Here is a 17,490-nt window from a genome sequence, read left to right as displayed (position 1 = left end):
GCAGCCCCGCCGGCCGGGCCCCTCAGTCCTGCTCGGCCAGCGCCGCGCGGTGCCGCGTCGCCAGCTCGGGGTAGTGCGAGATGCCACGCATCAGGCCGGCCCGCTCCTCCTCGGTGAGCTCGCGGCGCACCTTGGCCGGGACGCCGGCCACGAGGGAACCGGGCGGGATCTCCATACCCTCGAGGACCACGGCTCCCCCGGCGACCAGGCAGCCTTCGCCGATGACGGCGCCGTTCATCACGACCGCGCCCATCCCGACGATGGTGCCGCTGCCGACGGTGCAGCCGTGGAGCACCGCGGCGTGACCGACCGAGACGTCGTCGCCCACGACGGCCGGGTGGCCCGGGTCGGCGTGGACCACGACGTTGTCCTGGAAGTTGGCCCGCTCGCCCACGGTGATCTGCTCGTTGTCGCCGCGCAGGGACGCGCCGTACCAGACGCTGCTGCCCGCACCGATGGTCACGCTCCCGCTCACCACGCTGTGCGGCGCCAGCCAGGCGTCGGGGTGGATCTCGGGGCGGCGGTCGCCCAGGGCCAGCACCAGTCCGGTCGTCGTCATCGTCTCTCCTCGCACGGTGGTCCGGGCGCGGCCGCGCCCGCACCACCCATCCTGCCGGAGCGGGCGCCGGGGCGAACCAGGCGCCCCGGCACGACGCCGGTGTCAGCGCACCGGTGCCCGTCGCACGACCAGCCAGGCGAGGGCTGCGGCCACGAGGGCGACGGCGTAGCCCGTCGCCCCGCGGTCGCCGAGCTCGTCGAGCGCGGCCGCCAGCCCCGGCCGGGTCAGCGCGATCGCGAGGGGCACGAGCCCCCACACGAGCACGAGGGCGCTGACGCCCACCCACCACGGCCAGCGCAGGAAGAGCGCGACGACGAGGAGGGAGAGCATGGTGAGCATGGCGTAGCTGCCCAGGCCGGCGAGCCCGGCGAGCGCGAGCCCGCCCGCACCGTCGGCCCCGACCAGCGAGGCCGCGCCGTCGACGCCGCCGCCCACCACGAGGAGGACCACCGCGGCGACGAGCAGCGACCACAGCGCGGTGGCGGCCGTGGTGAGGAGCAGCCCGAGCGCGATCGAGCGACGGGTGGCGCCGGCGACGACCAGCACCCTGGTGCGGCACGCCAGGACGACGACGTTGGCGATGCCCGACAGGGCGACGCCGATCGCCACGAGCAGCAGCCACGAGATCAGCGGCGCCCCCACGCCGTCGGCGGTGAAGCCGACGAGGAAGCCGTCGACGTCGGCGTCGAGCTGCAACCGCCAGCCGCGCCACCAGCTCATCAGCGCCGCCAGGCCTGAGACGCCGAGCAGGACGCCGGTGGTGAAGAGCAGGTTGGTCAGGGCCTCGGCGGTGAGCAGCCGGCCGACGGCCCGCCACTGCGGCACGGCGCCCGGGGTCCGGGCGGTCGGGATCTCGGTGGTGGTCATGACGGGGTCCTTCCGGTGCTGACGTCGACGAGGACGTCGGTGAGCGAGGCGAGGCGACCGGCGGTCGAGTGCTGCTGGCGCACCTCGTCGGCGTCGCCGGCGGCGACGACCCGGCCGCGGTCGAGCACGACGACGTCCTCGAAGAGGTCCTCCACCTCGTCGAGCAGGTGGGAGGAGAGGACGATCGTGCGGGGGTGGGCGAGGTAGTCGGCCATCAGCTCGTCGTAGAAGGTCCTCCGCGCCACGGCGTCCATGCCCAGGTAGACCTCGTCGAGCAGGGTGACCTCGGCGCGCGAGGCGAGCCCGATCACCGCGCCCAGGATCGAGCGCTGGCCGCGGGAGAGGTGCTCGGGGGTCTTGCGCAGCGGCACCTCGAAGCGGTCGAGGAGGCGCTCGGCATACCCCTGGTCCCAGTGCGGGCGCAGCGCCGCCTGGATGCGGAGGGTATGGCGTATCCGCTGGTCCTCGAGCACCCCGCCGCGCTCGCGGACGAGGCAGACGCGCGAGGTGACGGACGGGTCCTCCCAGACCTCGCGCCCTCCGACCCGCACCGACCCGGTCTGGGCCGGGCGGAGCCCGGCGACGAGCGAGAGCAGGGTGGTCTTGCCGGCTCCGTTGCGCCCCACGAGCCCGGTGATCGTGCCGGGCCGGATCGTCAGGCTGACGTCCGTGAGGGCCTCGGTGCCGCGGAATCGGTGGGTGACGGCGTCGATCTCGACGCCCAGCGGCGTATTCACTGCTGCTCCTGGATGTAGGTGACGAGCTGGTCGGGTGTGATGCCGAGCGCGCGGGCCTCGGCGAGGACGGGAGCGAGGGTCTCGTCCCAGAAGGTGGCCCGGCGCTGCTCCTGCAGGCGCTGGCGCGCGCCGGGCGAGACGAACATCCCCAGGCCGCGGCGCTTGTGGAGCAGCCCCTCCTCCACGAGGGTGCTCATCGCCTTGGCCGCGGTGGCCGGGTTGATGCGGTGGGTGGTGGCGTACTGCGTGGTCGACATGACCTGGTCCCCCTCCTCCAGCGCCCCGGAGAGGATCGCGGTGCGCAGACGGTCGGCGATCTGCTGGTAGATCGGCGTCCGGTCGTCGAACGGCTCGACCGACTCGGCACTCATGGCGCGTCCTCTCCATGTTCTGTGGTTCATTACATGACTAATGAACCACAGAGGTCGGCACGCGTCAACCCCGCGCCGCTCCGGCGCGTGCGTGGGGCGGACCGGGCCTACCGTGGCGGGATGAGCGACTCCCAGCACGAGCACCACGACGGGCACGACTCCGACGACGCGCAGGGCACGGTCTCCGAGGGCGGCTCCGGCTCGCTCGGCGCCGAGACCTCGCAGGGCGGGGCCGACAGCGTGCCCGACACCCCGGACGTCAACACCACCACGGACACCGACGCGGTCGACATCAACGAGCCGAGCCAGGAGGGCGACGCCGAGCGCCGGCACGCCGACGAGAGCGACGTCGCGCCGGACTGAGCCCCTGCCCACCTCTGCCGGGTCGGCCCCGCGGTCAGAGGCGGTGGAGCGTCACCTCGGTGAGCTCGCCGCCACCGACTCGGCAGGTCAGGTAGGTGCACGACGGCTCGCGCCGCCGGTCCGTCGGCGAGCCCGGGTTGAGCAGCCGCAGACCGTCGTGCTCGCTGTCCCACGGGATGTGGCTGTGCCCGAAGACGAGCACGTCCAGGTCGGGATGGGCCGCGCGCATCCGCTCCTCGCGACGGGTCCTCGCGCCGGTCTCGTGCACCACGCCCCAGCGCAACCCGCCGAGCTCGACGCGCGCCACCTCGGGCAGCCGCGACCGCAGCTCGGCGCCGTCGTTGTTGCCCCAGACCGCCACCAGCCGGGCAGCCTTCTCCTCCAGGGCGTCGAGCAGGGCCGGTTCGACCCAGTCGCCGGCGTGGATGACGACGTCGGCCGCCGCGACCTCCTCCCACACCCGCACGGGCAGGTCGCGAGCCCGCTTCGGCACGTGGGTGTCGGCGATGATCAGGACGCGGAGGGGGTCGGTCACGGCCCCACGCTAGCCGGGACGGATGGCCCCCGGGGGCCTCGCGCTTGCGCAGGACGGCGGGCCGCTGTGCCAGGATGGCAGTCTGGAAGGGCCTCCGCCGCCCACCCGTGACCGCCGCCCGCCCCTCCAGGAGGAGCCGTCCCATGAGCGCACCGCCGTCCGCCCCCGACCGACCGGACACCGACGCGGGACCACTGGCCGGCATCCTGCGTCCCGTCTTCCTGCCAGCCTCGGTCGTGATCCTCGCGCTGCTGGCGGGCACCATCATCTTCAGCCGGGTCGCGGGCGAGACGCTCGACGAGGCGACCGCCCGGGTCAACGAGGTCGTGACCGACTCGGTCGGCTGGTGGTACGTCATCGCGGTCAACATCTTCCTCGCGTTCACGATCTACTGCGCGGTCTCGCGCGTCGGTCGGATCCGGCTGGGCCGGGACGACGAGCGGCCCGAGTTCGGCGTCGTCTCGTGGTTCCTCATGCTCTTCAGCGCGGGCATGGGGATCGGCCTGGTCTTCTTCGGCGTCGCCGAGCCGCTGTCCCACTACGTGCTCCCGCCGGAGGCCTTCGGCAACGAGCCCGAGTCCCTGGGTGCGGCCCAGGACTCGGTGGGCCTGCTCATGCTCCAGTGGGGCCTGCACCCGTGGGCCATCTACGCCGTCGTCGGCCTGGGCCTGGCCTACATGTCGTTCCGGCGCGGGCGCCCGCTCGCGGTGCGGTGGCTGCTCGAGCCGCTGCTGGGGCGCAAGCGGGTCGAGGGCTGGATCGGCCACGCCATCGACACCGTGGCGATCGTCGGCACGCTCTTCGGCGTCGCCACCTCCTTCGGCTTCGGCGTCAGCCAGATCCTCGGCGGGCTGGAGCACCTCGGGTGGGCCGAGAGCTCGCCGCTGCTCATCATCGGGCTCATCACCGGCATCACGCTCATCGCCGTCTGGTCGGTCGTCACCGGCGTCCACAAGGGCCTGAAGTGGTTGTCCAACACCAACATGAGCATCGCCGCCCTGCTCGCCCTCACGGTCTTCGTCCTTGGGCCCACGGTCTTCCTGCTGCAGGCCTTCCCCGAGAACCTCGGCAGCTATCTGGTGCAGCTGCCCGAGACCGCCTTCCACGTCGGCCGCTACTCCAGCGACGGTTGGGAGGCGGCGTGGACGATCGCCTACTGGGGCTGGTGGACGAGCTGGGCGCCCTTCGTCGGCATGTTCATCGCCCGGATCTCGCGCGGCCGCACCATCCGGGAGTTCGTCCTCGGCGTGCTGCTCGCCCCGACCCTCGTCAGCCTGCTGTGGTTCACGGTCTTCGGCGACAGCGCGATCCTCTTCCAGCAGGAGCAGGGCAGCCTGGCCACCCCCGACCCGGAGACCGGTGACCTGACCGTCGACAGCACGACCGCGCTCTTCCAGTTCTTCGAGTCGATGCCCGGCGGGCTCACCACGGTGCTCAGCGTGATCGCGATCGTCGTCGTCATCCTCTTCTTCGTCACGTCCTCCGACTCCGGGTCGCTGGTCATCGACATGCTCGCCAGCGGTGGGAGCACCAGCACCTCGCCGGTCACCCGCACCTACTGGGCCGTCCTGGAGGGCGCGGCCGCGGCCGTGCTGCTCGTGGCCGGCGGTGACGTGGCGCTGACGGCCCTGCAGACCCTCTCGGTCTCGACGGCCGCGCCCTTCTCGGTCATCCTCGTGCTCGGCTGTCTCTCGCTGCTCAAGGCCTTCCGCCACGAGGTGGCCACCATGCCGCTCTACGTCCAGGTGCTGGAGTCCACCCCGCAGGGTGTCCCGGCCGACGCCGCCCAGGTGCCGGTGGCGGCTCCCGGGGCGGTGCCGGCCGCGCGGCGCCGCTGGTGGGAGGAGCTGCGCGGGGTGTCGACCACCCTCGACGGCCTGCCCGTGCCGCCCGAGGCCGAGGGCGGGGACGGCCCCACCCCGCGGATCGTCAACCTGCGCCGGCTGCGGCAGGACGAGGTGCACGTCGACCCCGAGACCGGTGCCGTCGAGGTGGAGCCGCGCACCGAGGACCCGCTCGCCGGCGAGGTCTTCGACACCCCGGAGTTCGAGGCGTCGCAGGAGTTCGTCGACCAGCAGGCCGAAAGCGGCGAAGCCTCGGGGCCAGCCGCGGCGACCGATTCGTCCTCAGAGGAAGCGGAGCGACGTTAGACCGACCGGCTCAGTGACCTGGTGCCCAGAAGGCCAGGTCGGGGAGCACCTGCGGGTCGAGGGGGCCGTGAAGGATCATCGCGAGAACCCGGACCTCCGTGCCTCGTAGATAGGCCGCGACAAGCCTGTGATTGCCGTCGAGGATCAGGAGATCGTGATGGTTCAGCCGGTACAAGGGCGCCAGGATTGCCTGCGTGCCGAGGTGCCGCGCAGTGGCGTCCAGATGACGCTGGCGCGCAGGGTCGAGGTCGTGGAGTCGGGCGGCTGCCTCAGCGACCGTGATCGGGGGGCACGATGATGTTGCGTAATCGACCTCGCCGGCCCCGGTCTCGTCGAGGTACCAGGTCGTGCGGAGACCCCCGATCGATTCCGCGGACACCATTACCTGAGTCGTCACCGCTGGACGCAGCCGGAGAAGCGCCTCCCAGTCCAGCAAGGACCGGACTACGGGCGGACCGAACAGGTCGCGAAACGTCTCGATGTCGTCCACAGCACCGCTGGGGACCATCGATCAGGCCCCCGTCCTGGGAAACAGGGTGCGCCACGCGGTGTACAGACCATGGACGGTCAGCAGGACGCCGAAACCCCATAGCACTCTGGGCCATGTGCCGATGCTGAACGTAGGCAAGTTTTCTGGGGCAGCTTCTGCTGGGTGAAGCAGCGCGCTCGGGATCGCGATGGCGAGAGCGAGAATCGGCAGCCCGTAGAAGATCGTGAGGACCGGGATGGCCCAGATGTGCTTGCTAGTGCGCCGGGTCTGACGCTGGCGCCAGTAACCCTCCCACAGCTGTGGGGCGGCCGGCACCGACGCCATCCGGCGATGGAGCGCGGGTTCCAGCTCTTCCGCCGCGTAGGTTCCGATGCGTCCGATCGTGCGGTGGTGGTCGAGCCACTGGCTGCCCAGGGAGACGCTGATGATCGGCAGGAGCAGGAGAACCAAGGGTGTGAAGCCCCCGATCACCGCCGCTCCCAACCCGGCTGCAGCGCTGATCGCACCCGCTTGGATAGTCTGCTGCGTCGTGGAACGCCGGGCGATCTCCGCTGCGCACCTGTCGAGCTGCGCGTTGACGATCGAGACGAGGTCGGTGCCGTCGCCCTTGGTTCCGTCGACCGCAGCCTGCGTCCTCGACCGGTCGATCCGCACCCGTTTGGTCCACGGACCGCTGTCGCTCCTGCCGTTGAAGACCATGCCAGGAGGGTGCCACGGGGCAGGCTGGAGGTCTAGGAAGGGCTGGCGAGAGGTTCACGCTGGCCACGGTGCTTTGTCCGCCGGCGCGCCCAGCAGCCGGCGACGCTCCGCCTCGATCACGCGACGGGCGAGGTCGGCCTCGCTCACGTCATACGCCTCGGGCGCGCTCTGCGCGGTGTCGCTGATGCGGGCGAAGGCGTGGAAGATGTCGCTCTTGCCCGAGAGGATCTCGACCATCCGCTCGTCGACGCTGTCCTCGGCGAGCAGCCGGTGCACCTGGACCGACTCCAGCTGACCCATGCGTCGGGCACGGGCGATCGCCTGCCACTCGGTCGTGGGCTTGACCTGCGGCTCGCAGATGACGACCACGGAGGCGGCCTGGATGTTGAGCCCGACCCCGCCGACCTGGATCTGGGCGACGAGCACCGCCCCGCCCCGGGCGACCGAGAACTCGTCGACCACCTCCTGCCGGCGCTCGGCCGGCAGCGAGCCGGTCAGCGGGCCGAAGACCCGGCCGGGCAGCGCCCTGGCGACCGCGTCGAGCACCTCGCGGAAGTGGGAGAAGACGATCACGCGGCGACCGTTGTCCTCGGCCTCCTCGACGATCTCGACCAGCCGGGCCAGCTTCGCCGAGGCCGCGCCCGAGCGGAAGGCGGCCCGGCGCATGTCCTGGAAGCTCCCCCTCTCGACCGCCTCGCGGTAGGCCTCGTGGTCGGCTGTCGACAGCTCCAGCCAGTCGTCGACCTCGACGAGCTCGGGCAGCTCGACGAGCACGTCCTCGACGTTGCGCCGCAGGTAGACCGGCGCCACCGCCCGACGGAACTCCACCGGCGTGGCGGTCTCGACGTCGAGGAGGTCCGGCTGCAGCATCTCGACGAGGGAGGCGAACTCCTCGACCCGGTTCTCCAGCGGCGTGCCGGTGAGCAGGACGACGTGCTGCGTGCGGGCGGCGAGCGCCCGGACCCGGCGCGACCGGCCGGCGCCGGGGTTCTTGACGTAGTGCGCCTCGTCGACGACGAGCGCGTCGAGCTCGAAGCCGTCGAGGTGCTCCTGGATCCGGCCGAGGGTGGAGTAGGTGGTCACGGCCACGCCGCCGTCGCGCCGCCACCGCCGGGCCTCGGCGTCCCTCTCCGGTCCGTGCAGCCGCCGGACGTCGAGCTCGGTGCGCAGCGCGATCTCCCTGGTCCAGCCGGTCAGCACCGAGGCGGGGCAGACGACGAGGAACCAGCGCCCGCGGTCCGCGGCGAGGTGGGTGAGGACCGCGAGCGCCTCGATCGTCTTGCCCAGGCCCATCTCGTCGCCGATGAGCACCTTGCGCCGGACGAGGGCGAAGCGGGCGGCGAAGCTCTGGTAGCCGCGCAGCGAGACCCGCAGCAGCCTGGTGTCCAGCGCCTGCTCGCGCACCGCCTCGACCACGTCGTCGGGCAGGTCGCCGTAGGTGCCGGTTTCCTCGACCAGGCCTAGCTCGGAGAGCAACGAGAAGTAGTCGGTCGGGCGGCGCAGGAAGTCGTCCCACGCCTCGCCCGTCATCGCCCGGTCCAACGCGTCCGCGAGCTCCCGGGCCCGGCCGGGCAGTGGCGCCAGCAGCTCGAGCAGGTCCTTCGGGGTGGCGCCGTAGCCCAGCACGGCCAGGTGGGTGGCCCCGGGCGGGATCGTCGCGGCCAGCGGCTCGAGCGACTGGGCCAGGGCGATGACGTCGGTGGTCTTCGCCGCCTGCCGCAGCACCTCCCAGGTATGCAGTGCCGTCAGCAGGCGCGTCGCCTCCGGGGTGCGGTCGTGCGGGTCGACGGTGACGCTCGCGCCGTCCCGCGCCAGGGTGGCCAGGGTCGCCGCGGCGCCCTGGATGCGCCGGGCCGTCACCTCTCCGACGCCGGGCAGCGACGCCAGGGGCGCGCCGCGCTCCAGGACGTCCTGGACCGTGGTCAGACCGGCGGCCTCGAGGGCACCGACCCGGATCCGCTCGTTGGTGGCCTCGCGCAGCCGTTCGACGGGCATCTCCTCCAGCAGTCGTCGGGCGACGGCCTCGCGCACCGCCCCGCCGGCGGCGAGCACCTGCTCCCGGGCCGCCTGCTCCCGCGGGATCACGGACGCCAGCAGCGGCAGGGCGGCGACCAGCCCTCCGCCCTCGAACGCCACGACCTCGGCCCGGTCCGGGGGCCGTCCGAGCGCGTCACGCAGGCCGACGGAGGGCGAGAGCGCCTGGGTCAGGGACATCGGGAATGCTGGCTCGCGCCCCTGGGCGTCGCAGCGGTCGAGCAGCCGGCGCAGCCCCTCCCCCGCCCAGAGCGGGTGCCGCGTCAGGAGCCGCTCGGCCGCCTCCCTCGCCTCCTGGCGCCGCGCGGGCCCGGTGAAGAGGCGGCGCACCGGCCCGAGCACCCGCGTGCGCTCCACGTCGGCGGGCACCGTGCGGGCCAGCTCGTCGAGGAGCCCGGCCTGCTGCTCGTCGAGCTCGACCAGCCCGGCCGCGCCCGCCACCCGGCCCAGACCCTCCTCGTCGCCGGGAGCGAGCGGGAGCACCCGCCAGTGCACCTGCCCCGGCGGGTGGACCTCGACGACGCGACCCGCGAACGCCTCGCGGGCCTGCTCCCCGGCGCCCGAGGTGGCGGCTCGGTGCTCGACGACGCGGCGGGCCACCGGTGCGAGCAGGCCGGCGTCCGCGACGACCTCGCGCAGCCGCGCGCGCTCCTGCCGGTCCATGACCTCGGAACCCTATCGGGCGGCAGCGGCTCCCCCAGGCCGATGAGTCCCTCGGCCGACCGGTGTCTACCTCCTCGAGCGACCTGCAGCGAAACGAGGAGAGTGCCGTGCGGACCCTGATCGTCACCGAGTTCATCACCCTGGACGGGATCGTCGACTCCCCCGGCGGCGGAGACCACCCCGAGGCGGGGTGGACCTTTCGGGCCGTCGACCACGACGACGCGGTCTACGAGCTCAAGGACCGGGAGCAGCGCGAGGCGGGCTGCCTGCTGCTCGGCCGCGTGACCTACGAGGAGTTCGCGCCCCACTGGCCGTCGATGGAGGAGTTCGCGCGCTACAACTCCCTGCCGCGCTACGTCGTCTCCCGCACGCTGGACGAGACCGACCCCACCTGGCCCGGCGAGGTGCTCCGGTCCCTCGACGACGTCCGCCGCCTCAAGGAGGGCGAGGGCGACCCGATCTACGTCCACGGCAGCGCCACCCTCGCCCGCTCGCTCGCGGCCGAGGGCCTGGTCGACCGATACCACCTGCTCGTCTTCCCGCTCCTCCTCGGCAGCGGCAAGCGGCTCTTCGGCGAGGGCGGCACGCAGCGGCTCCGGCTGGTCGAGTCGGCCACCTACGGCAACGGCGTGACGCTGGCCTGCTACGCGGTGCGCCGCTGACGTCGCCGTTCATCCTCCGCGGCCGCCGTGCCGTTCCTACACTCGCGGTATGTCGTTGCCCCGGACCCTCGCCCGCGTCGCCCTGGGAGCCGCCATGGTCGGCGCCGGGATCCTGCACCTGACCACGCAGCGCGAGGAGTTCCAGGCGCAGGTGCCCGAGTGGTTCCCGCTCGACGAGGACCTGACGGTCGTGGGCTCCGGCGTGGTCGAGATCGGGCTGGGCGCGGCCTTCCTCGCGCTGCCACGCCGCAGGCGGCTGGTCGGCGGCCTGCTCGCGACCTTCTTCGTGGCGATCTTCCCCGGCAACGTGGGCCAATACGTCGAGGGCATCGACGCCTTCGGGCTCGACACCGACCGCAAGCGGCTGGTGCGGCTGTTCTTCCAGCCCCTGCTCGTGCTGTGGGCGCTCTACGGTGGTGGGTTCTTCTCCCGTCGCGGACGCCACTCGGGCTGAGCCAGGCCTACACGTCCTCGTCCAGCGCGTCGAGCGCCGCGAGCGCGTCCTCCCACCGCGTCCGACGCCCGGTCTCGTCCTGCTCCCACCAGGGCGTGCCGCGCTCGCCGAGACCGTGCTTGGCCAGGTCGACGCGGCGCCGGGCCGGCGCCGGGTCCTCCCCAGCCCGCTTCAGCGACCGCACGCCGGAGCGGCCACGACCCAGGTGCGACAGGAGCCGCTCCGCGACCTCGTCCGGGAGCGCGGGGTCCTGACGCCGCCAGCGCCGGCCGTCGACGACCAGCCAGTGCTCGTCCTCGTCGGGCCCGTCCTCGCCGCTCACGCCGAGGGGACCTCGGCGGCAGCCTCGACCGGGGTCCGCAGCACCTTCTCCATCGGCCGGCCCTTGGCCAGCTCGTCGACGAGCTTGTCGAGGTAGCGGATCTGCCGCATGAGCGGGTCCTCGATCTCCTGCACCTGGTAGCCGCAGATGCTGCCGGTGATCAGGGACGCGGCGGGGTTGAGCTCGGCCGCGGCGAAGAAGTCCGGGAAGAGGGTCCGCTCCTGCAGGTGGTGCTCGAGCGCGGCCTCGTCGAAGCCGGTCAGCCACTCGATCACCTGGTGCAGCTCGGCGACCGTGCGACCCTTGCGCTCCAGCTTGGTGACGTAGTGGGGGTAGACGTCGGCGAACGCCATACGGAAGATGCGGCTCATCCCGTCAGCGTAGGCCGCCCTGGCGCCGGACGGGACCCGTCCGGCGCCAGCAGCGTGCGACCTCAGTCGATCTTGAGCTCGCCCATCTCGTCCCAGCCGTTCCCGTCGACCTGGCGGGAGACGATCCGGGGCGTGGCGGTGAGGTGCGGGCGCATCGCGTCGATGCCCTGCTGGAAGTGCGGGCTCTGGACGTGGGCTGTCGCGCCCTCGTCGGTGAACCCCTCGACGAGCACGAACTCGGAGGGGTTCTCCAGGCTCCGCGACCACTCGAAGAAGAGGTTGCCCTCCTCGGCGCGGCAGGCGGCGGTGTAGTCCGCGACGATCTCCGTCCAGCTGTCGACGGACTCGGGCTTGACCGGGAACTTCACGACGATGAGATACATGGCCTCATCCTCCCAGGGTGGCGTTCTGCTCGGCGAGGGACCGGAGGTAGCGCGCGAGGGCCAGCGGGGCCGAGCGCGGCGCCACCTGCTCGATCGCGGCGTTGTAGTTGGTGTTGGTGTTGACGTCGTAGGTGAGGATGCGCCCGTCCTGCGACTCGATGAACTCGATGCCGCAGACCTCGATCGCGTTGGCCCGCGCGAACGCCAGGTAGCGCTCGATGATCGGGTGGTCGAAGCCCTCGCGCAGCGAGAAGAGCTGCTGCCCCGGCTCCGGCGCGATGGTGGCCCCCGGCGGCATGATCGGCTGGCCGGTCGTCGGGTCGATCTCGCAGGCGTCGGCGGGGCACAGCTGGAAGCCGCCGCGCGCGGTGTCGGCCTCGATGGCGTAGACGAACTCGCCGCCCACGATCTCCACGCGGGTGATGCTCGGGCGGGCGGCCACGACATACTCCTGGACCAGCGTGATGCCGTCCTGCGGCTCCTCGAACTCGGCCGAGGCGACGTGCGCGGCCAGCGCGTCGTGGTCGTCGAAGCGGCGCACGCCCAGGCCCTTGCCGCCCTGGTTGTGCTTGATGACGAAGGGCGCGGGGATGGAACGGGCCGCCTCGACCACGTTGGCCCGCCCGATCGCGGCGACGGTGCGCTGGGTCTCGATGCCGGCCGCGCGGAGCCGGGTGAGCTGGTCGACCTTGCTCATCTCCGGGTTGAGCGGGGTGAGGATCTGGGTGAGACGACGAAGACGATCGAGCTCAGCAGCGGCGAGCGCGGCAGGAAGGCACCGTCCTCGTTGCGCCACGACGAGCGCGGCGAGACCGGCCCGGACCAGCGCCCTGCTCTCGAGCGGGGACAGCTCGGCCTCGGGCACCGGCTCGGCGGTCTCCCCCTCCTCGTCGACGACCTGCTCGCGCGGGACGTCCTGGCGCACGAGCCGCGGCTCGAGCACCTTGTCGATGAGCAGTCCGGCCAGCGCCATGAGCAGGAGGGCCGAGACGACGTTGAAGTAGTAGTTGGACAGCGGCGTCACGGGGTCGCCCGGGTTGGGCAGGCTGCCCGTGACCGCCGTGGTGATGCCGGCGAAGAGGGCGCCGAGCGAGGTCACGACCAGCGAGGTCGAGTAGCTGGCGCCGGTCGCGGCGAAGCCGCCGAGCAGGCCGGCCACCGGGTGACGGCCGGCGGCGAAGACCATCGCCGCCAGCGGCGGGATGTCCACGAAGGCGGCGTCGGGCATGATCGAGCCGAGCACGCCGACCACACCCACGGCGTAGGGCAGCGCCCACGGCGGCGAGGAGGCGAAGGTCTTGCGGATGAGCGCGGCGAGCAGGCCGGACTTCTCCGCGACGCCGACCGCCAGGATGATCGGCAGCACGGTGACCAAGAGGTAGACGAGGAGCAGGAACGGGTCGGGCAGCTTGTTGCCGGCACGCTCGATGCCGTTGAGGATGCGGTCGGTCCGGGTCGTGGCCGCAGACGTGGCGGTCACGGTCGGCCTCTCGGGTCGGGTGTCTGGGGGCGGGGTCGTGCCGGGGTTCGGGGCAGGGACGGGGTATGCGGTGTGCCGGATGGGTTCGAGGCGCCGGTCCGGGACGCGGCGGGCCTCAGTCGAAGTGGTGCTCGACGTCGGTGGCGTCGCCGGCGGCCTCGAACTCCTCGTGCACGGCCGCGCGCAGCTGCGGGTCGGCGAGGTAGTCGAGCGCGGTCAGGGCCAGGCCGACGGCACCGTCGAGCGCCGCCTCGCGGGCGGCTTTGCTGGCGGCCGCCTCGGCGAAGCCGCGGGTGTGCAGGGCGACCTCGGGCGAGGAGATCTTGATCAGCGGGTGGATGCCGGGCACGCGATAACTGACGTTGTCGAAGTCGGTCGAGGCGGCGATGGTCTCGGAGACCGTGCCGGCGGGCAGGGGGTCGCGGCCGCGACGCCGCTGGGCCTCGACCCACCGGTCGGTGAGTGCGCCGTTGGTGCGCACCGGCAGCGAGGGGGCGTGCTCGTCCCAGTGGATCTCGACGGTGGTGCCGGTCATGAGCGCGGCGCCCTCGGCGATGTCGTCGTGGCGGCGGCTGAGGTCCTGGAGCGTGTCGGGATACTTCGACCGGGCGTAGAGGTCGACGACGGTCCGCTCCGGGATGACGCTGGCACGGGCCCCGCCGGAGGCGATGACGGCGTGGACGCGGTCCGAGGGCGGCAGCTGTTGGCGCAGCAGACCGACGGCCTGGTAGGCCAGCGTCGCCGCGTCGAGGGCGTTGCGGCCCATGAAGGGCTGGGCCGAGGCGTGGGCCGGCTTCCCGGAGAAGGTCGGTCAGGAGGCGGCGACCGAGCCACACCTGGTCGGCCAGGTCGTAGCCGTAGGGGTGCACCATGATCGCGGCGTCGACGTCGTCGAAGGCGCCGCCGCGGGCCATGAGCTCCTTGCCGGAGTGGCCCTCCTCGGCGGGCGCGCCGAGGAGCACGACCCGGCCGGGCACCGCACCGGGCTGCTCGCGGAGCAGGTCGGCCAGCCGAGGAAGGCACCGACGCCGGTCGCGGCGATGACGTTGTGACCGCAGGCGTGCCCGACCTCGGGCAGTGCGTCGTACTCGGCCAGGATCGCGATCGTCGGGCCATCGCCCGCCCCCACCTCGGCACGGAAGGCGGTCTCGACCCCGCCGGCGCCGGTGGTGACGGTCGCCCCGGCACGCTCGAGGACCTCGACGAGCGTCCGCGCGCTGCGGTGCTCCTGGAAGGCCGTCTCGGGGTGGGCGTGCAGCGAGGCGACGACGTGCTCGAGTGCCTCGCGGTGGGCCTCGACGTGCTGCTCCAGACGGGCGGCCACGGCCTCGTGGGCGCCGCTGTGGGCGCTCGTCGTCGGGGTGGCGGACGCCATCCGGGCAGCGGTCTCCCCGCTCAGGTGGTCGAGGTAGGCACGGCTCGGCTGCGTTCGATCCATGTGACGCCAAGCTAGGCGAAAGTACGCCGGGTTATGCATCGAACCGGCACCTGCGCCCGCAGGGCGGGGCGATCAGCCCTGGTCGGCAGGGCCCATCGAGGCCAGCATCTGGTTGATGCGGTCCATCTCGATCCGCTGGTCGGAGTCGATCTCGCGGATGAGATTGTTGAGGCGGACCTCACCGCTGAAGTCGCCCGCCCACAGCTCCTCGACCATGGTCAGGGCGCCCTCGTGGTGGGCGTACATGAGCTCGAGGAACATCCGGTCGAACTCCTCGCCGGACGCGGCCTCGAGCGCCGCCAGCTGCTCCTCGGTGATCACGCCGGGCATGGTCGCCATGTCGACGTGCCCCGCATGCCCTCCGGACTTCTCGTCGAGACGCAGGACCTCGAGGCGGTGCTCGTCCAGCCACTCCTCCATGAGCCGGATCTCGTCCTCCTGGCTGAGGTGGAGCCGCTCGGCGAAGAGCGGGACGTCCTCGCGCGACGAGCGGTCCGGCACGAGCGCCGTCATCTGCAGCGCCTGCCCGTGGTGGGCGATCATGTGGCGGACGAAGTCGACGTCGTCGGTCGTGATCTCGGGCTCGGCGATGCTCGGCATCTCGGTCAGGAGGACCGGGTCCTCCCCGGGCGCGCCGGCCTGGAGGATCGGGGTGTCCGGCATGGCCTGCTCCTCCTCGCCGGAGCAGCCGCCGAGCACGATCACGGCAGCGAGGACCGCTGCCGCGGCCGTCGATCTGCGCACCACGAAATCGCCTCCTCGCGAACCTTGGTCGACCCGGAGCCCACGGCTCCGGGCAGTAGAGGCCGACTGCACGGAGCCGGCCCGGGGTCACCCTAGCGCACGCCGTGTTACATGGCGGAAACGTTGCGGCGCAACCCTTCCTGCCCCTAGGCTCAACCGCAGCCACGTCCCCCAGCGAGGGCACCTGCGACGGAGCAGGAGGTGCGTGGCCCCTGCAGGCAGGTCTGCGGCCCCGGCGCCCTGGCCCAGACCCGACGAAAGGTCCGTACCCAACGATGCGTATCCACCGAACGTCGAGACGAGCCGCGCGGGGGCGCGGATTCCTCTCGCTGATCGCCTCCGCGGCGCTGCTGGTCGGGATGGTCCCCGCCGGTGCCAGCGCGGCCGACGCGAGCTACCCCGACACCAGCGACCCCCGCTACTCGCTGACCGGTGACAACACCGCCGGCAAGGGCATGGAGCTGCTCGCGCACGTCCCGCGCCAGGCCCCGCTCAACACCAGCTACCACTCCGACATGGCGTTCACCCGCGACCACGTCATCCAGGGGCACTACAACGGCTTCAACGTCATCGACGTGTCCAACCCCGCGAAGCCCGTCGTCAAGGCGACCGTCCTGTGCCCGGGCGGCCAGGGTGACGTGAACGTCCACGGCAACCTGATGTTCACCTCCGTGGAGCAGACCAGCGGCCGCGTCGACTGCGGGTCGCAGGGCGCCGGCAACGCGAACACGCCGAACCCCGAGCGCATGCGCGGCGTCCGCATCTGGGACATCTCCGACCTGACGAAGCCGCGTCAGGTGGCCGTCATCCAGACCTGCCGCGGCTCGCACACCAACCGGCTGGTCGAGGACCCCAACGACCCCGACCACGTCTACATCTACAACAACGGCACCTCCAGCCAGCGCAACGTCAACGAGGCCGTGCACACCCCGAACGGCTTCGAGGCCGGCCGCTGCCAGCAGACCAGCGCGACCAGCCCCAACCCCTCGCAGTGGATGATCGAGATCATCAAGGTGCCGGTGAAGAACCCCGCCGCCGCCGAGGTCGTCAAGGAGTGGCGTCTCTTCGCCGACGAGGAGACCGGCGCGGTCAACGGCCTGCAGAACGGCCCGACCCGCTCCGGCCACCCGTGCAGCACCACGCCCAACCCGGCCAACCCGGCGTCCAACTCCTGCTCGCCGGCCGGCACCGGCTACTCGCCGAGCCCGAACACCAACACCTGCCACGACATCACGGTCTACCCGGAGATCGGGCTGGCCGCCGGCGCGTGCCAGGGCAACGGCATCCTCATCGACATCTCGAACCCGGCCGACCCGGTCCGCCTCGACGTCGCCTCGGACGAGAACTTCTCCTACTGGCACTCGGCCAACTTCAACAACGACGGCACCACCGTCATGTTCACCGACGAGTGGGGCGGTGGCGGCGGTGCCCGCTGCATGCCGCACCACCGCATGGAGTGGGGCGCCAACGCGATCTTCACCATCGACCGCAGCGGCCCCAAGCCCCAGCTCGAGTTCCAGAGCTACTACAAGCTCCCGGCCGCCCAGAACACCAGCGAGATCTGCGTCGCCCACCAGGCGAACATCCTCCCGGTGCCCGGCCGTGACATCGCGGTCCAGGCCTGGTACTCCGGCGGTGCGTCGATGTTCGACTTCACCGACCCCGCCAACCCGCGGGAGATCGGCTACTTCGACTACGGCAACGGTGACGGTGGCGAGGGCTACTGGTCGGCCTACTGGTACAACGGCCAGGCCTACGGCAACGGCATCATCCGTGGCCTGGACGTGCTCAAGGTCAACCCGACCGCCGACCTGACGGCCAACGAGCTGGCCGCCGCGAGGACGGTCAAGCTCGCCGAGCACAACGCGATGTCGATGCGCCAGTACGTCTGGGAGCCGAGCTTCGAGGTCGTCCGGGCCCACCTGGACCAGGTGAAGCGTGACGGCGACATCAAGGCCAACAAGCTGGCCAACGTCGAGAAGATGGTCGACAAGGCCCAGGAGGCCTCCGGCAAGAACGCCAAGAACGCGATCGCGCAGCTGCGCGCCGCGTCCAACCAGCTCGACACCCGCGACCCGTGGCAGGCCAAGCTGCACGCCGCGCTCCAGTCGCTGATGGCCGACCTGGCCTGACAGCACCACCGCTGCGCACCGCAGCGGCCCCCAGCC

The 17,490-nt window shown here is 72.1% G+C and carries 19 protein-coding genes and 1 pseudogene; 5 read left to right on the top strand and 15 right to left on the bottom strand.

From position 1 onward, the window contains the following. Positions 1–22 precede the first annotated feature (22 nt). From FB476_RS03915 to FB476_RS03900, 4 genes are all read right to left on the bottom strand, one after another. Positions 23–559: a gamma carbonic anhydrase family protein gene (locus tag FB476_RS03915; protein ID WP_141817625.1), complete on the bottom strand. Its 537-nt coding sequence runs from the start codon at positions 557–559 to the stop codon at positions 23–25. 102 nt (positions 560–661) lie between these two features. Next, on the bottom strand, positions 662–1,426 hold the full coding sequence (locus FB476_RS03910; RefSeq protein ID WP_141817624.1) for a hypothetical protein: 765 nt from the start codon (positions 1,424–1,426) through the stop codon (positions 662–664). Beyond that, positions 1,423–2,163, bottom strand: a complete 741-nt coding sequence (locus FB476_RS03905) for an ABC transporter ATP-binding protein (RefSeq protein WP_141817623.1) — start codon at positions 2,161–2,163, stop codon at positions 1,423–1,425. Before FB476_RS03905 ends, FB476_RS03910 begins: the two co-directional genes overlap by 4 nt. Next, complete coding sequence (locus FB476_RS03900; protein ID WP_141817622.1) at positions 2,160–2,534, bottom strand: GntR family transcriptional regulator; 375 nt, start codon at positions 2,532–2,534, stop codon at positions 2,160–2,162. Before FB476_RS03900 ends, FB476_RS03905 begins: the two co-directional genes overlap by 4 nt. A 120-nt stretch (positions 2,535–2,654) precedes the next feature. On the opposite strand from FB476_RS03900, the gene FB476_RS03895 reads away from it, so the two are divergent. Further along, positions 2,655–2,897 (top strand): hypothetical protein, encoded by a 243-nt coding sequence (locus tag FB476_RS03895; RefSeq protein ID WP_141817621.1) that lies wholly within the window; start codon positions 2,655–2,657, stop codon positions 2,895–2,897. 34 nt (positions 2,898–2,931) lie between these two features. On the opposite strand, the gene FB476_RS03890 is transcribed toward FB476_RS03895, so the two are convergent. Then, positions 2,932–3,432, bottom strand: coding sequence for a metallophosphoesterase family protein (locus FB476_RS03890; RefSeq protein WP_141817620.1), 501 nt, complete (start codon positions 3,430–3,432; stop codon positions 2,932–2,934). Positions 3,433–3,575: 143 nt separating this feature from the next. Between FB476_RS03890 and FB476_RS03885 the strand changes: the two genes are divergently transcribed. Further along, complete coding sequence (locus FB476_RS03885) at positions 3,576–5,582, top strand: BCCT family transporter (protein WP_141817619.1); 2,007 nt, start codon at positions 3,576–3,578, stop codon at positions 5,580–5,582. 10 nt (positions 5,583–5,592) lie between these two features. Here FB476_RS03885 and FB476_RS03880 read toward each other — a convergent pair whose 3' ends face one another. The 3 genes from FB476_RS03880 to FB476_RS03870 are packed head-to-tail and all read right to left on the bottom strand — an operon-like array spanning position 5,593 to position 9,468. Continuing rightward, positions 5,593–6,072, bottom strand: a complete 480-nt coding sequence (locus tag FB476_RS03880) for a hypothetical protein (RefSeq protein ID WP_141817618.1) — start codon at positions 6,070–6,072, stop codon at positions 5,593–5,595. A gap of 21 nt (positions 6,073–6,093) precedes the next feature. Next, on the bottom strand, positions 6,094–6,771 hold the full coding sequence (locus FB476_RS03875; RefSeq protein ID WP_141817617.1) for a hypothetical protein: 678 nt from the start codon (positions 6,769–6,771) through the stop codon (positions 6,094–6,096). 54 nt (positions 6,772–6,825) lie between these two features. Further along, complete coding sequence (locus FB476_RS03870; protein ID WP_141817616.1) at positions 6,826–9,468, bottom strand: DEAD/DEAH box helicase; 2,643 nt, start codon at positions 9,466–9,468, stop codon at positions 6,826–6,828. A 107-nt stretch (positions 9,469–9,575) separates the two neighbouring features. On the opposite strand from FB476_RS03870, the gene FB476_RS03865 reads away from it, so the two are divergent. Then, a complete protein-coding gene (locus FB476_RS03865; protein ID WP_141817615.1) occupies positions 9,576–10,130 on the top strand; it encodes a dihydrofolate reductase family protein in 555 nt (184 codons plus the stop codon). Between the two features lie 49 nt (positions 10,131–10,179). Next, the gene (locus FB476_RS03860; RefSeq protein ID WP_141817614.1) at positions 10,180–10,584 is read left to right on the top strand and encodes a DoxX family protein; all 405 of its coding nucleotides are present in this window, start codon (positions 10,180–10,182) and stop codon (positions 10,582–10,584) included. 7 nt (positions 10,585–10,591) lie between these two features. Here FB476_RS03860 and FB476_RS03855 read toward each other — a convergent pair whose 3' ends face one another. The 7 genes and pseudogenes from FB476_RS03855 to FB476_RS03825 form a co-directional block, all read right to left on the bottom strand. Continuing rightward, complete coding sequence (locus FB476_RS03855) at positions 10,592–10,906, bottom strand: 2-polyprenylphenol hydroxylase (RefSeq protein ID WP_141817613.1); 315 nt, start codon at positions 10,904–10,906, stop codon at positions 10,592–10,594. Then, complete coding sequence (locus FB476_RS03850; protein WP_141817612.1) at positions 10,903–11,277, bottom strand: DUF2200 domain-containing protein; 375 nt, start codon at positions 11,275–11,277, stop codon at positions 10,903–10,905. The genes FB476_RS03855 and FB476_RS03850 overlap by 4 nt, the downstream gene beginning before the upstream one ends. A 62-nt stretch (positions 11,278–11,339) precedes the next feature. Then, positions 11,340–11,660: a putative quinol monooxygenase gene (locus tag FB476_RS03845; RefSeq protein ID WP_141817611.1), complete on the bottom strand. Its 321-nt coding sequence runs from the start codon at positions 11,658–11,660 to the stop codon at positions 11,340–11,342. Between the two features lie 4 nt (positions 11,661–11,664). Then, a complete protein-coding gene (locus FB476_RS17165) occupies positions 11,665–13,140 on the bottom strand; it encodes an AbgT family transporter (RefSeq protein ID WP_337678333.1) in 1,476 nt (491 codons plus the stop codon). A 115-nt stretch (positions 13,141–13,255) separates the two neighbouring features. Further along, positions 13,256–13,936, bottom strand: a pseudogene (locus tag FB476_RS17160) (zinc-binding metallopeptidase family protein); the annotation flags it as partial. 15 nt (positions 13,937–13,951) lie between these two features. After that, positions 13,952–14,578, bottom strand: coding sequence for a zinc-binding metallopeptidase family protein (locus FB476_RS17155; protein ID WP_337678332.1), 627 nt, complete (start codon positions 14,576–14,578; stop codon positions 13,952–13,954). Between the two features lie 72 nt (positions 14,579–14,650). Then, on the bottom strand, positions 14,651–15,325 hold the full coding sequence (locus tag FB476_RS03825; RefSeq protein WP_141817609.1) for a DUF305 domain-containing protein: 675 nt from the start codon (positions 15,323–15,325) through the stop codon (positions 14,651–14,653). 272 nt (positions 15,326–15,597) lie between these two features. On the opposite strand from FB476_RS03825, the gene FB476_RS03820 reads away from it, so the two are divergent. Further along, entirely contained in the window at positions 15,598–17,454 is a 1,857-nt protein-coding gene (locus FB476_RS03820; RefSeq protein WP_202876890.1) for an LVIVD repeat-containing protein, read from the top strand. Positions 17,455–17,490: the final 36 nt, after the last annotated feature.

It is taken from the genome of Ornithinimicrobium humiphilum (assembly GCF_006716885.1).
GTDB lineage: Bacteria > Actinomycetota > Actinomycetes > Actinomycetales > Dermatophilaceae > Ornithinicoccus > Ornithinicoccus humiphilus.
The sequence above is the reverse complement of the archived record's forward strand: the minus strand, read 5'-3'. Positions and strand labels throughout refer to the sequence as shown.

Coding starts and splice junctions, on each gene's coding strand:
- FB476_RS03845 (WP_141817611.1), bottom strand. CDS start 11,660: ATGTATCTCATCGTCGTGAAGTTCCCGGTCAAGCCCGAGTCCGTCGAC.
- FB476_RS03915 (WP_141817625.1), bottom strand. CDS start 559: ATGACGACGACCGGACTGGTGCTGGCCCTGGGCGACCGCCGCCCCGAG.
- FB476_RS03875 (WP_141817617.1), bottom strand. CDS start 6,771: ATGGTCTTCAACGGCAGGAGCGACAGCGGTCCGTGGACCAAACGGGTG.
- FB476_RS03885 (WP_141817619.1), top strand. CDS start 3,576: ATGAGCGCACCGCCGTCCGCCCCCGACCGACCGGACACCGACGCGGGA.
- FB476_RS17155 (WP_337678332.1), bottom strand. CDS start 14,578: ATGGATCGAACGCAGCCGAGCCGTGCCTACCTCGACCACCTGAGCGGG.
- FB476_RS03910 (WP_141817624.1), bottom strand. CDS start 1,426: ATGACCACCACCGAGATCCCGACCGCCCGGACCCCGGGCGCCGTGCCG.
- FB476_RS03870 (WP_141817616.1), bottom strand. CDS start 9,468: ATGGACCGGCAGGAGCGCGCGCGGCTGCGCGAGGTCGTCGCGGACGCC.
- FB476_RS03850 (WP_141817612.1), bottom strand. CDS start 11,277: ATGAGCCGCATCTTCCGTATGGCGTTCGCCGACGTCTACCCCCACTAC.
- FB476_RS03820 (WP_202876890.1), top strand. CDS start 15,598: ATGCGTATCCACCGAACGTCGAGACGAGCCGCGCGGGGGCGCGGATTC.
- FB476_RS03895 (WP_141817621.1), top strand. CDS start 2,655: ATGAGCGACTCCCAGCACGAGCACCACGACGGGCACGACTCCGACGAC.
- FB476_RS03900 (WP_141817622.1), bottom strand. CDS start 2,534: ATGAGTGCCGAGTCGGTCGAGCCGTTCGACGACCGGACGCCGATCTAC.
- FB476_RS03860 (WP_141817614.1), top strand. CDS start 10,180: ATGTCGTTGCCCCGGACCCTCGCCCGCGTCGCCCTGGGAGCCGCCATG.